The sequence below is a fragment of the Marivivens donghaensis genome (assembly GCF_011806565.1).
GTDB classification, from domain to species: Bacteria; Pseudomonadota; Alphaproteobacteria; order Rhodobacterales; family Rhodobacteraceae; genus Marivivens; species Marivivens donghaensis_A.
In genome coordinates this window covers 291,397-304,651 of record NZ_JAATOP010000002.1, presented here as the reverse complement: position 1 = coordinate 304,651, position 13,255 = coordinate 291,397, and the positions used below count along the sequence as shown (strand labels likewise).

Annotated in this window: 14 protein-coding genes; 8 read left to right on the top strand and 6 right to left on the bottom strand. The window is 59.9% G+C overall.

Annotated elements, in window-relative coordinates:
• Positions 1-16 precede the first annotated feature (16 nt).
• Both HCZ30_RS04385 and HCZ30_RS04380 read right to left on the bottom strand, forming a co-directional pair.
• A complete protein-coding gene (locus tag HCZ30_RS04385; RefSeq protein ID WP_167636704.1) occupies positions 17-1,345 on the bottom strand; it encodes an ammonium transporter in 1,329 nt (442 codons plus the stop codon).
• Positions 1,346-1,369: 24 nt separating this feature from the next.
• Positions 1,370-1,708 (bottom strand): P-II family nitrogen regulator, encoded by a 339-nt coding sequence (locus HCZ30_RS04380; RefSeq protein ID WP_167636701.1) that lies wholly within the window; start codon positions 1,706-1,708, stop codon positions 1,370-1,372.
• 265 nt (positions 1,709-1,973) lie between these two features.
• On the opposite strand from HCZ30_RS04380, the gene HCZ30_RS04375 reads away from it, so the two are divergent.
• Positions 1,974-4,103, top strand: a complete 2,130-nt coding sequence (locus HCZ30_RS04375; protein ID WP_167636699.1) for a transglycosylase domain-containing protein — start codon at positions 1,974-1,976, stop codon at positions 4,101-4,103.
• A 29-nt stretch (positions 4,104-4,132) separates the two neighbouring features.
• On the opposite strand, the gene HCZ30_RS04370 is transcribed toward HCZ30_RS04375, so the two are convergent.
• From HCZ30_RS04370 to HCZ30_RS04360, 3 genes are read right to left on the bottom strand one after another with little or no spacing between them, the layout of a single operon-like run.
• A complete protein-coding gene (locus HCZ30_RS04370) occupies positions 4,133-4,558 on the bottom strand; it encodes a hypothetical protein (protein WP_246212595.1) in 426 nt (141 codons plus the stop codon).
• A complete protein-coding gene (locus HCZ30_RS04365) occupies positions 4,558-5,154 on the bottom strand; it encodes an MlaC/ttg2D family ABC transporter substrate-binding protein (protein WP_167636697.1) in 597 nt (198 codons plus the stop codon). The genes HCZ30_RS04370 and HCZ30_RS04365 overlap by 1 nt, the downstream gene beginning before the upstream one ends.
• Positions 5,154-5,894: an MlaA family lipoprotein gene (locus tag HCZ30_RS04360; protein WP_246212593.1), complete on the bottom strand. Its 741-nt coding sequence runs from the start codon at positions 5,892-5,894 to the stop codon at positions 5,154-5,156. Before HCZ30_RS04360 ends, HCZ30_RS04365 begins: the two co-directional genes overlap by 1 nt.
• Before the next feature lie 178 nt (positions 5,895-6,072).
• Between HCZ30_RS04360 and HCZ30_RS04355 the strand changes: the two genes are divergently transcribed.
• The 7 genes from HCZ30_RS04355 to HCZ30_RS04325 are packed head-to-tail and all read left to right on the top strand — an operon-like array spanning position 6,073 to position 12,662.
• A complete protein-coding gene (locus HCZ30_RS04355) occupies positions 6,073-7,809 on the top strand; it encodes a type I secretion system permease/ATPase (RefSeq protein WP_167636692.1) in 1,737 nt (578 codons plus the stop codon).
• Positions 7,806-9,101: an HlyD family type I secretion periplasmic adaptor subunit gene (locus tag HCZ30_RS04350; protein WP_167636690.1), complete on the top strand. Its 1,296-nt coding sequence runs from the start codon at positions 7,806-7,808 to the stop codon at positions 9,099-9,101. Before HCZ30_RS04355 ends, HCZ30_RS04350 begins: the two co-directional genes overlap by 4 nt.
• 33 nt (positions 9,102-9,134) lie before the next feature.
• Positions 9,135-9,596: a RidA family protein gene (locus tag HCZ30_RS04345; RefSeq protein WP_167636688.1), complete on the top strand. Its 462-nt coding sequence runs from the start codon at positions 9,135-9,137 to the stop codon at positions 9,594-9,596.
• Positions 9,596-10,345 (top strand): glycerophosphodiester phosphodiesterase family protein, encoded by a 750-nt coding sequence (locus tag HCZ30_RS04340; protein ID WP_167636686.1) that lies wholly within the window; start codon positions 9,596-9,598, stop codon positions 10,343-10,345. Before HCZ30_RS04345 ends, HCZ30_RS04340 begins: the two co-directional genes overlap by 1 nt.
• Before the next feature lie 31 nt (positions 10,346-10,376).
• Complete coding sequence (locus HCZ30_RS04335; protein WP_167636684.1) at positions 10,377-11,549, top strand: GNAT family N-acetyltransferase; 1,173 nt, start codon at positions 10,377-10,379, stop codon at positions 11,547-11,549.
• Complete coding sequence (locus HCZ30_RS04330; protein ID WP_167636682.1) at positions 11,549-11,830, top strand: 4a-hydroxytetrahydrobiopterin dehydratase; 282 nt, start codon at positions 11,549-11,551, stop codon at positions 11,828-11,830. The genes HCZ30_RS04335 and HCZ30_RS04330 overlap by 1 nt, the downstream gene beginning before the upstream one ends.
• A complete protein-coding gene (locus HCZ30_RS04325) occupies positions 11,814-12,662 on the top strand; it encodes a mechanosensitive ion channel family protein (RefSeq protein ID WP_167636681.1) in 849 nt (282 codons plus the stop codon). The genes HCZ30_RS04330 and HCZ30_RS04325 overlap by 17 nt, the downstream gene beginning before the upstream one ends.
• Before the next feature lie 33 nt (positions 12,663-12,695).
• Here the strand turns inward: HCZ30_RS04325 and HCZ30_RS04320 are convergent, their stop codons facing one another.
• The gene (locus HCZ30_RS04320) at positions 12,696-13,184 is read right to left on the bottom strand and encodes a peroxiredoxin (protein WP_167636680.1); all 489 of its coding nucleotides are present in this window, start codon (positions 13,182-13,184) and stop codon (positions 12,696-12,698) included.
• Between the last annotated feature and the right edge of the window lie 71 nt (positions 13,185-13,255).

The following is a 13,255-nucleotide window of genomic DNA, read 5'->3' as shown; positions in this document are numbered from 1 at the left end:
GGAAGTGAAGGGCTTATTAGCGCTTCGAGAATTCCGGGTAGGCTTCCATGCCGAGTTCAGCCATGTCGAGACCGTTGATCTCGTCTTCCTCAGTGACGCGGATACCCACGACTGCCTTGAGGATGAACCAGACGACCAGCGATACGACGAAGGTGAAGATGCCGACTACGATGATACCGTAGAGCTGGGTACCGAGCGATGCGTCGCCGTTGGTGAAGACAACAGCGATGGTGCCCCAGATGCCGCAGACGAGGTGGACCGGGATCGCACCGACAACGTCATCGAGCTTCAGCTTGTCGAGCAGCGGAACAACGAGGACAACCAGAATGCCGCCGATCATGCCGATGATGGTAGCTGCGCCCAGGGTCGGGGTCAGCGGTTCAGCAGTGATCGAAACGAGGCCAGCCAGTGCGCCGTTGAGAACCATGGTCAGGTCGACCTTTTTGTACATCAGCTGGGTCAGGACCATTGCGGCGATCGCACCACCTGCTGCAGCAGCGTTGGTGTTAGCGAAGATGCGCGAGATGTCAGCGACGTCACCAACGGTGCCCATTGCGAGCTGCGATGCGCCGTTGAAGCCGAACCAACCGAGCCACAGGATGAACGTACCGAGGGTAGCGAGGGTCAGGTTCGAACCCGGGATCGGAATGGTCTTGCCGTCTTTGTACTTGCCGATACGCGGACCAAGGACGAGTAGACCAGCGAGAGCAGCCCAGCCACCAACCGAGTGAACAACGGTCGAGCCAGCGAAGTCGAGGAAGCCGGCAGCGTCAAGGAAACCACCGCCCCACTTCCACGAAGCCTGCAGCGGGTAGATGATCGCGGTCAGGACGATAGTGAAGAACAGGAAGGGCCACAGTTTGATACGCTCGGCGAGGGTACCCGAAACGATCGAAGCAGTGGTCGCACAGAACATCAGCTGGAAGAAGAAGTCCGAGCCGGTCGACGCGTAGCCGTAGTCGTCGGCTGCATCACGTGCAACGCCAACAGCTTCGAGAGCAGCAGTGCTCCAGACGCCCGACAGAACGCCGTCGATCGACCAAGTGCCGAGCGGGTACATCAGGTTGTAGCCGATGAGGTAGTAGAAGATCGCTGCCAGCGAGAAGAGGGCAACGTTCTTGGTCAGCTGCATAGCAACGTTCTTGGTGCGAACGAGGCCAGCTTCGAGCATTGCGAAGCCTGCTGCCATCCAGAATACGAGGAAGCCGCCGATGAGGAACAGCAGCGAGTTGAAGATGAAGACGCTGTCGGTCGAGGCGTCAACGCCTGCCGTCGCATCCTGGGCAAAGCCCGCTGCCGGAAGCGCGATGAGCGCTGCGGCGGGGAGGAGTTTTGTGAGTTTCATAAGTTCGTTTCCCAATCGAGCGTCTTAAAGAGCGTCGTCGTTCGTTTCGCCGGTACGCACACGAACAGCGCCTTCGACGTCCAGAATGAAGATCTTGCCGTCGCCGATCTTGTCGGTCTTGGCGGTGGTGGCGATGGTCGAAACCAGCTGGTCTGCCATGCTGTCAGGCACCACGATCTCGAGCTTCACTTTCGGAACAAAGTTCACAGCATATTCAGCGCCGCGATAGATTTCGGTGTGACCCGACTGCGAGCCGAAGCCCTTGATCTCGGTCACCATCATTCCGCGTACGCCCATGGCGGTCACAGCCTCACGGACCTCCTCGAGCTTGAACGGCTTGATAGTAGCAATGATGAGTTTCACGTTCTTCCCCTTGAGAGTTATATCTCGACGTCCGTTAACCGGCGTACGTGGAGACATGGAGGCGCCACACATGCCGTTTTCTCAAGCAATCACGGGATAGAGAGCTGCGCAGGCAGGCCAATACTGCCTAAATTTTCTACATTTTGTGCGTTTTGCTTAAAAAATGCGCCGATAGAAAACTCAAAAGCAGGCAAATCTTCGCTCTCTACAATTCTAGCGGCACCAGATAGACTCGCCCCAAAACAACAACGCAGACGAGCAGCACATGAGCAAATCCGGCAAGAACCGGCCGCCGTTGGTGGCTGATAACCGGTATAGCAGACGCGCGGAGCAGACAGCGAAGAAGCCCGAGCCAAAGAAGAAGTCGCCCAAGAAGCGCCGTTCACCCGCCCCGCGCAAGCGCCGCGGCCCGATCGGGATGATCCTCGCGCTCTTCGGCGGCATCCTCCGTTTGATCTGGGGCACCATCTGGCGCGGCGGCGCTATCGTGGCGCTGATCATCGCGGGCGCTGTCTGGTACAAGTCCACCACCCTGCCCGATATGGCAGAACTGATCGACGGACGTGCGCGCGGCTCTGTCACGATGCTGGATCGCAACGGACGCGAGTTTGCATGGCGCGGCGACCAGTTTGCGGGGATGATTACCGCGGAAAGCGTATCGCCCAACCTGCGCAATGCTGTCGTCGCGACCGAGGACAAACGCTTCTATAGTCACTTCGGCGTCTCGCCGCGCGGCGTGCTTGGCGCGATCCGGTCGAACCTTCGCTCTGGCAATGGCCCTCTGTCCGGTTCGGGCGGCTCGACCATTACCCAGCAGACCGCAAAGCTGCTCTGTCAGGGCCAGCCGTTCGACCGCACTATCTGGGAAAGCGAAGCTGCCTACGAGGCCGACTGCCGCCAAACCACGCTTTGGCGCAAGATCACCGAAGCCGTCTACGCGATGTCGATGGAGCTAGAGTACACCAAGGACGAGATCCTCACGATCTACCTGAACCGCGCCTACCTTGGCGCAGGTACGCGTGGATTCGAGGCCGCTTCGCAGCGCTACTTCGGCGTATCGTCGTCCGAAGTGAACCCTGCTCAGGCGGCATTGCTCGCCGGCCTGCTCAAAGCGCCATCATCCTATGCGCCGACCTCCAACCTCCAGCGGTCGTGGGACCGCGCAAGCGTGGTTGTCGGTCTGATGGAAGATCAAGGCTACATCACCGCCGCGCAGGCTCAGGACGCACTGAACAACCCCGCGCAGATCGTATCAAACGCGCGCGGGCGCGAGGGCGGCTATTTCGCGGACTGGGTAATGGACTCCGGCCCGTCGTATTTCACCGACGACACCACCGAAGACGTCATCATCAGCACCACCTTCGATCCGAAGATCCAGCAAGCCGCCGAAGACGCGCTAGCGTGGGTGTTCGAGAACAAGGTCAAAGAAGGCTCCAACGCGCAGGCAGCTATTGTTGTCATGTCGGCTGACGGCGCGGTCCGCGCCATGGTCGGCGGACGCGAGCTGACCTCGGGTGGTTCGTTCAACCGCGCGACACAGGCGCTTCGCCAGACGGGGTCGCTGTTCAAGCCGTTCGTCTTTGCTGCTGCGCTGGAACTCGGCCACCGTCCGATGGAGATCATCAACGATGCCCCAATGTGTATGAACATCGCGGGCTCGGGCGAATGGTGTCCGCAGAACTACGACCGCCAGTTCAAAGGCCCGATCACGCTGACGCAAGCGCTTCAGGAAAGCCGCAACATTCCGACGATTCTTCTGTCAGAGTCGGTTGGCCGCGAAGCGGTTCGCTCGGTCGCCAACGGTTTCGGCCTCTCCGCCGAACTGGCGCAGGGCCCTGCCCTCGCGCTCGGCGTATCGGAATCGACGCCGCTGGAGATGACCGGCGCTTACGCTGGCATCCTGAACGGCGGCTCGTCAGTCACGCCTTACGGTATGAACGAACTGCGCCTGCGCCGTGACGACACTCCCCTCATGGGATCGGGTGGCGGCATTGGCGAGCGTGTGATCCGCGAGGAGAACGCCCGCAAGCTGACGTGGATGATGACGCAGGTTGTCGAGCACGGCACTGGCCAGCGCGCTCGTATCGACGGCTGGCAAATCGCGGGCAAGTCCGGCACCACGCAGGCGCTGCGCGACGCATGGTTCATCGGCTTCACCGCTGATTACGTAACCGGCGTCTGGATGGGCTACGACGACAACACCCCGATGTCGGGCGTGACGGGCGGCAGCCTGCCCGCTGAAATCTGGCACGAGACGATGGTGCGGGTGCTCGAAGACATGGTGCCGCTGCCCCTCCCGACCATCGCGCCAAGCAGCGAACCGGCTGGTCCTGTCATGTCGGATGCCGAGGCGGAAAACCTGATCAATCTGATCCTGCGGGAACTACAACGCTAAACAAGAAAGGCGCCTATCGGGCGCCTTTTTCATTCCACCTCTGCCGAGACTTCGGTGACTTCCGCCTCGTCGGGAATTTCAACTTCCGTCGCGGCCTCGACAACCGCGTCAGGGTCGACACAGCGTTCGTAGCGGAAGGCATATCCGTCCCACGCCATGATGAGGCCCTCGTTCTCTGCTGCGTTCATGACGAATGCGCGTTCGGACCACTGTTCGTCCTCGCCCGAGCATTCCATGACGTAGAGAGTGGCCGACATGTTGTCGACTTCGACCGGATCGGTCATGCGGCACTCCATCCCGACACCGTAGAAGATGCCGTCTTTGATCTGGAGCGCCCCGCCGTCCACACCGACCAATCCGCATTCGGAGTTGGCTGTCTGGCGGTAAGTCCCGTCATAGCCTTCAGCGAACGCCACGACGGGAAGAAAAGTCAGAAAAACGGCCTGCTTGAGCATCAGGACGCTTTTTGCAGGTCGGCAATCATCGCATCGATATCGCCGCGCTGGCGGTCCAGCATCGCGCCGATTTCGGTACGTTCGGACGTGATCATGTTCACCCCCTCGATAAAGAGGTTGATGAAGCGCGGGCTACCCGAACCGTCGGAGATGACAAAGCTGACCTCGAACGGCGCCTGTCCCGGCAGAATCGCCATCGCGCGGACTTCGACACCGTTCGGAACGGTCACAACGTCACGCACTTCGATACGGCCACCAACGAATTCGCGGAAGCGGCCACCGTACTTGCGAGCAGCGTAGCCTTTGAATGCTTCGGTAAAACGCTTCTGCTGGTCGGCCGACGCACGGCGCCAGTCAACGCCCATCGCGGTGCGGGCGATGATCGGCACATCGGCGTAGCGATCAAAGATGCCGGCAAAGTCCTGAATCATCGCGCTCTCGGACTTGCCGGAAGCGATGGTCGCGTTGATCTCTGCCACGAGGGCGTCGACCAGCTGACGGGCCTGATCGCTGCTGAGCGCAAAGGCGCTGGCAGGGAGCAGAGCTGCTGCTCCGGCGAGAGTGATAAACGTGCGGCGGTTGAGCGCGAAGGTCATTACTGGTCCTCGTAGGGATCGAAATACGGGTCTGCGTAAGGATCTATATAGGCGTCCGACTGCTCTTGGCCCAAGTCGTATCGACGATTTTCAAGGTAAAGAAGTCGTGCTTGGGCGTAACCGTCTGCACTGTCATACAAAACCGAGTCGACAGAATTTCCGAAAGCACCGCGTGTGATGATCTTATCGGCCACATTCGCGGCAGTTCCGTATGCCAATTGTTCGTCGGTCACCCAATTGCCGAGCGGATCGTAAAGCATATCGACGATCTCACCGACGGCGTCACGCTCGGTCGACGGGCCCAGAACCGGCAGCTCGACATAGGCTCCTTCGGGCACGCCCCAGACAGCCAGCGTCTCGCCGAAATCAGTGTCTTCTTCATAGAGGCCGATGATGTCGGCAACATCGAACAGGCCGTAGAAACCGACGGTCGAGTTGATGACAAAGCGGAAGGTGTTCGTGCTCGCGCCTTTGACGTCGCCTTGCAGGATACCGTTCGCAATCAGCCCCGGCAGCGCGACATTGTCGGCAAAATTCGTCACGGTCTGGGTGACGCCATCAGGAAGCGTGTTGGCCGCCTGGCTCGCAGGGCGCAGAAGTGCGCGATCCAACCCGACGTTGAATTCGTGGATCTGACGGTTTGTTTGCTCATAGGGGTCGTGGATCGACTGCCCCTCGGGCGCAACCGAACAGGCGCCGAGTGCGAGGAGTACGGGAAGGCTTACAAATACTGGTTTCAAAGGGACTGGTCCTGTGGTTTCCGTGCCGCCAGAGGTTGCGCTGTCACCCGATTGTCTTGTTTGGGAAGCATACGCGCTGCATAACGGTCCTAGCGGTAATTTGGCCGGAATAGAATAGAACGATTGCGCGAGCGGCAACGATGTCGCAACTCGGACGCACCAAGGGACAATACGACGAATGAGACCCCCAATCACCCAGCGCGGCGAAGCAGAGCTTGTCGCCGCTCGCAAGGAGAGTCGCGGTCTGTACTGGTTAGTGGCCATTTTCAGTTTCGTGGTGAACATCCTGATGCTGACCGGTCCTCTTTACATGATGAATGTTTACGACCGTGTGATGGGTTCGGGCTCTGTCCAGACGCTCGTCGCGCTAACGGTGCTCGTCGGTTATCTTTACCTGTGCATGGCGCTGACCGACTACGTTCGTGGCCGCGTGATGGGCCGTGTAGGTGCGCGTTTCCAGTCCCGGCTTGACCGGCGCGTGTTCGAAGCGTCGCTTCGCGCGCATTCGATCAACAAAGCCATCCCCCAAGCGGCCAGCGGTCTGCGCGACCTCGAATCGATTCAGCGGTTCATCATCTCACCCGCTCTGATGTCGGCGTTCGATCTGCCGTTCATGCCGATCTTCTTCGCGGGCATCTTCATTTTCCACCCCTACCTCGGCTACCTCGCTCTGGTCGGCGCGTTTGTGCTTATCATGATAACGATCGCCAACCAGCTTTCGACGAAGGTTCCGCTGGAGAACGCCAACCGTCAGACGCAAGCGTCCGAGGCAATGGGGCAGCTCATCCGCTCCGAAGCCGAGATGGTTCAGTCGCTGGGGATGCGCAATTCGGCCTTCGCCCGCTGGAAAAAGCTGCGCGAGGAGTCGTTGGCCGCGACCATTAGCGCGGCTGACAAGGGTGGCACGTTCTCGTCGCTATCCAAGGCGCTGCGTCTCTTCTTGCAGTCCGCGATGCTCGGCCTCGGTGCCTACCTCGCGCTGCAAGGCTTGATGTCGGCAGGTGCTATGATTGCGGGCTCGATCCTGCTGGGCCGCGCGCTCGCTCCGATCGAGCAGATTATCGGCCAATGGGCCAACGTCGTCCGTGCTCGCGAAGGCTGGCGCAATCTGTCGGTCCTGCTGAGCGAAGTCCCCGTCGAACAGCCGCGCACCGAACTGCCCAAACCGCGCGCGATCCTCGATGCGCAATCCGTGACTATCGTTCCGCCGGGAGAGGCACAGGCTTCGCTGCGTATGGCGAACTTCCGTCTGGAGCCGGGCAATGCTGTGGGCGTCATCGGTCCGTCCGGTGCAGGCAAGTCGACACTGGCCAAGGCTGTAACGGGCGTCTGGCGTCCGGCGGGCGGGAAAATCCGCCTCGACGGTGCGTCGCTCGACCAATACGAGCCCGATGTCCTCGGCTCGCACATCGGATACCTTCCGCAGCGTGTTCAGCTGCTCGACGGGACGATCAAGGAAAACATAGCCCGTATGTCTCCGACGCCAGACGATGCCGCAGTGATCAAGGCCGCCAAACGTGCCGCCGCACACGAGATGATCCTAAAGCTGCCCGATGGTTACGACACCCGCGTGTCCGCCTTGGGTGGTCGCCTCTCGGGCGGTCAGATCCAGCGCATCGGTCTGGCCCGCGCAATGTATGGCGATCCGGTCATTCTGGTCCTCGATGAGCCGAATTCGAACCTCGACAACGAAGGCTCCGTCGCGCTGAACGAGGCAATCCGCACGTTCAAATCCGAAGGCCGCTGCGTGATGATCATGGCCCACCGCCCTGCGGCCATTCAGGAATGCGACATGTTGATGATGATCGAAGGCGGACAGGTCCGCGCCTTCGGACCCAAGGACGAAGTCCTGCGCAGCGTGACCCGCAACCACCAAGAGATTATCGACAAATCCGGTCCGGGAGGCGTGTCATGAGTCAGGAAAAGTGGTCCGTCCGCCCGCTCGTCATGCTGGGCCTTTTCTCGGTCGTCATCCTCTTTGGCGGCTTCATGGCATGGGCGACATTTGCCCAACTCAGCGGCGCCGTCATCGCACCGGGCCGTGTCGAGGTTGATCGCAACCGTCAGGTCGTGCAGCACCCATACGGCGGTGTGGTCGATGCAATTTTGGTCGACGAAGGCGAAACCGTCACCGAAGGCCAGCTGCTCATCCAGTTGGATGCCGACGAACTGCGCAGTGAACTAGCGGTCATCGAAGGCCAGCTTTTCGAGCTTATCGCCCGCCGTAATCGCCTCGAAGCGGAGCGTGACAATTCCGAGGACGTCACCTTCGACGCATTCCTCACCGACGAAGGCGGCGACTCTGCTGTCGCGCTGATGAACGGCCAAGCCAGCCTGTTCGACGCGCGCCGTGCCTCTGCCGATACCCAGATCGAACAGTACCGCCGCCGGATCGAGCAGACGCAGGAACAGATCAAAGGCATCGAGGCGCAGCAGGCGTCTCTTCTCACCCAGCTCGAATTGATCGAATCCGAACTCGCCGACCAGCAGCAGCTTCTTGATCGCGGCCTTGCCCAAGCGACCCGGGTCCTTGCGCTCCAACGTGAACAGGCGAACCTTGAGGGGCGTCAGGGCGAGCTGACCGCAGGCATCGCCCAATCCGAGGGCCGCATTACCGAGATCGAACTCGCGATCCTCGGCATTGAAACCACCCGCCGCGAAGAGGCCATTTCGCAGCTTCGCGAACTGCAACCTGTCGAACTGGAACTGCGCGAACGTCGCCGCACGCTGGCCGCGCGTCTCGACCGTCTCGATATCCGAGCACCCGTCGCGGGTGTGGTCTACGGCCTGACCATCTTCTCCGAAGCCGCCGTCATCCAGCCCGCAGAGCCGCTGCTCTACATCGTGCCGCAGGACCGCCCGCTGGTCATCAGCTCGCGGATTTTCACGCGAGACATCGACCTCGTGCGCACCGACCAAGAGGTGACTTTGCGATTCTCGGCCTTCGATCAACGCCAGACGCCTGAACTCTACGGCCACGTCGTCACCATTTCGGCGGACGCTTTCGAAGACGAAGCGAGCCGTATGTCATACTATCGCATTGAAATCGTGCTCAATGACGGTGAAGCCGAACGACTGCCCGAAGGTAGCGTCATTGTGCCGGGTATGCCTGTCGAGGCGTTTATCAGGACGGGAGAGCGCAGCCCTATGGCGTTTTTGACAAAGCCGCTTACAGATTTCTTCACGCATTCTTTCCGCGAATCCTGAACAACAGGACGCCAACGGACACAGGGATAAACAATGTCTGCTATCGAAAAGAAACTCACCGAACTGGGCATCCACCTGCCCGAAGCTCCGGCCCCGGCCGCCAACTACGTGCCGTTCGTCATCAGCGGCAATCTGGTTCACATCTCGGGCCAGATTTCGCAGGACGCCAACGGTCTGGTCAAAGGTCGCCTCGGCGACACCATGGCCGCCGAGGCGGGCGCTGCGGCGGCCAAACAGTGCGCCATCAGCCTGCTTGCCCAGCTCAAGGCAGCATGTGACGGCGACCTCGACCGCCTGAAGCGCGTTGTGAAGCTGAACGGCTTTGTTGCGTCTGCGCATGACTTCCACGAACAGCCGAAAGTCATCAACGGCGCGTCGGACTTCCTCGTCGAAGCGCTCGGCGACAAGGGCCGTCATGCGCGTTCCGCCGTCGGCGTGGCCGCGCTGCCGCTCGGCGTTGCGGTCGAAATCGACGGCATTTTCGAGATCGAATAATGATTCCCCGTAGCTTCATCGACTACCCGATTGCCCACCGTGCCTTCCACGACAAGGCAGCGGGCCGACCCGAAAACAGTCTGGCCGCCATCCGCGCGGCTATCGATGAAGGCTACGGGATCGAAATCGACCTCCAACTGTCCAAGGACGGTGTGGCTATGGTCTTCCACGACTACAGCCTCACCCGACTGACAGGCGAAAACGGCCCGATTGCCCAGCGCACCGCAGCCGAACTTGCCCGGATGACACTGCTTGGCGGTGACGAGGGCGTTCCGACGCTGGCAGAGGTGCTGGCGACCGTGGACGGCAAGGTTCCCCTGCTCATCGAGATCAAGGATCAGGACGGCGCGCTTGGCCCGAATATCGGAGCGCTGGAAGCCGCGACTGCGGAAACGCTCAAAGGCTACTCCGGTCCCGTCGCGCTGATGTCGTTCAATCCGCACTCCATCGCCAAAATGGCAGAACTTCTGCCCGAGGTGCCGCGCGGTCTGACGACCTGCAACTACGCCGCCGAAGACTGGCCAACGATTCCCGCAGCGACCCGAGAGGCGCTCCGCGGCATCCCCGATTACGAGCGCACCGGCTCTTGCTTTGTCAGCCATCAGCACACCGATCTGGCCGATCCCCGCATCGCAGAGTTGAAAGCGAACGGCGCGAATATCCTATGTTGGACCATTCGGTCGACAGAGGCGGAAAAAGCTGCACGAGAGATTGCAGATAATGTGACCTTCGAGGGTTATCGCGCTTGACCATTTGGCGCGGGCACACACCATTGCCCGTATGACCGAAGCGCTAGAAGTCAGAACCCACGACAGCATCGCGGAAATCCCTGCCGAAGAGTGGGACGCCTGCGCATTTGCGACGGGCGACAGACCCCTCGATCCCTTCATGACACACCGTTTTCTGTTCGCGCTGGAGCAGAGCGGCTCGGTCGGGCCGCGGACCGGTTGGCAGCCGCTTTATCTGTCGGTCCACAAAGGCGGACAGATCATTGGCGTGGCGCCGCTCTTTGCCAAGGGTCACAGTCAGGGCGAATACGTTTTCGATCACTCATGGGCCCATGCATACGAACGCGCTGGCGGCGAGTACTACCCCAAGCTCCAGATCGCCGCGCCCTTTACCCCCGCCACTGGTCGCCGCTTCCTCACTCGCGAAGGGTTCGAGGCGGAGGGGTTAGCCGCGTTGGTGCAGGGCGCTGTCGAGGTCACCGCGAACAACGGGCTGTCATCGCTCCACGTCACGTTCTGCACTGAAGCCGAAGCCATCGCAGGCGAGGCGCTCGGCCTCCTTCACCGGACGGGTCAGCAGTTTCACTGGGAAAACCGTGACTACGAGACCTTCGATGATTTCCTTGCCGAACTCTCCAGCCGTAAACGCAAGACGATCCGTAGGGAGCGTCAGCAAGCACAGGCTTTTGGCGGCGAGATCATCCACCTCACGGGTGATGATCTAAAACCCGAACATTGGGACGCGTTCTGGCAGTTCTATCAGGACACCGGCAGCCGCAAATGGGGCTCGCCTTACCTGACCCGCGCATTCTTCGACCTCGTGCAGGAAACCATGCGCGACGACGTGCTTCTTGTGCTTGCCGAACTTGACGGCCGCTACGTTGCGGGTGCGCTGAACTTCATCGGGGCCGAAACCATTTTCGGCCGCTATTGGGGCTGCACGGAGTTCTTCCCCTGCCTGCACTTCGAGCTCTGCTATTATCAGGCCATCGACTACGCCATTGCCCACGGGCTGCGGGTCGAAGCGGGCGCGCAGGGTGAACACAAGCTGGCGCGCGGCTACCTGCCTCACGAAACGCACTCGCTCCACTGGATTGCCGACAGCCGCTTCAGGCAGGCGGTCGAGGACTTCATCGTTCAGGAAAAACGGATGGTGGACGAGGAAATAGAAATTCTCACGAGCTATGGCCCGTTCAAACAGACAACGGTAGAAGAGCAGGATTAATGGATACGACAGAACTGACAGATGCGGGCTGGGACCTCTGCGATGAGGGCAAAGCCGTCTGCAAAACCTTTGTATTCAGGAACTTTGTCGAAGCCTTCGGGTTTATGACGCGTGCGGCCATTTGGGCCGAAAAGTGGGATCACCACCCCGAGTGGTCCAATGTGTACAAGACGGTCAACGTTAAGCTGACCACACATGACACCGGTGGCCTGACGGAAAAAGACGTCAAACTGGCCAAAAAATTTGATGAATTAAAGGGACTTGATGGAACAGCTACTTAATACTGAAATTTGGAATGGAAACACTGTTGGCGACTACCTGACGCTTGATTTTCTCGCCGGACTCGCCGGTGATATCCTCGCTATTATCCTTATCGTCGTCCTTGGCTTTGCCATTTCGGGCTGGGTCCGCCGCCGCATCATCGCGGTCGGTGAATCCCACCGCCAGCTTGACGATACGCTGTTCCACTTCCTCGGCGACATTGCGCGTTACATCGTCCTCACCTTTGCCGCGCTATTCGTTCTGAACACTTTCGGCATCCAGACGACCTCGATAGTTGCGGTTCTCGGTGCGGCCGGTCTTGCCATTGGCCTCGCGCTTCAAGGCACGCTATCTAACGTCGCAGCAGGCGTGATGATCATTCTCTTCCGTCCGATCAAAATGGGCGACTTCGTGGAGATCAATGACTCGGTAGGTACGGTCAAGAATATCTCGCTCAACTACACAGAGCTCGCGAACCTCAGCAACGTGCACGTCATTGTTCCCAACAGCGAGGTTTGGGGTAACACGATCATCAACTACTCGGTCAACCCGACACGCCGCGCCGAATGGACCTTTGGCGTCAGCTACGGTAGCGATCTGAAAAAGGCCGAGCAGGTGATCCGCGACACCATCATGAGCGATCCGCGCTCGCACACCGATCCGGAGCCGTTCTTGCAGGTGAACAACCTCGGCGACTTCTCGGTCGATTTCCTGTGCCGTGTCTGGGTGAATGCCTCGGATTACTTCCAGTATCAGGCCGACATGAAGCGTAAGGTCAAAGAAGCGCTGGACGACAACGGGATCGAAATTCCGTTCCCGACGCGGACTGTTTACGAACAGCCTGCCGACTAAAAGAAAGCGGGGCCAACTGGCCCCGCTTTTTCGTTAGATCTGGTCGACCATCGAAGCGCCGCCGGAGATGTCGCAGACACCCGGATTGTCTTCGAGGTTCAACACCTTCACTTCGCCGTCTTCGGCGAACAGCGCGAAACGCTGCGAACGGTCGTAGAGGCCTGCAGGAGGCGCGGTGAAATCGAGGCCGATCGCCTTGATAAATGCAGCAGACGGATCGCCAAGCATCTGGATGCCTGCGTTCGACGCACCGGTCGATTCGCCCCAAGCGCCCATCACGAACGGATCGTTGACCGAAACGCAGATGATCTCGTCCACGCCCTTGGCGGCCAGATCGTCCTTGGCGTTGATAAAGCTCGGCACGTGCGAGGTGGTGCAGGTGCCGGTGTAAGCGCCCGGAAGACCGAAGATCACGGTCTTTTTGCCTTTGGTCAGCGTCGACAGTTCTACGCTTTCGGGACCTTCGGCGCCCATACGCAACAAAGTTGCCTCGGGTAGTTTGTCGCCAACGGAAATCGTCATAGTTTTCCCCTGTTCGGAATTGAATGTCTTCGAACCGAGGATATAGGTTCGAGCGACAACGAACACAAAAA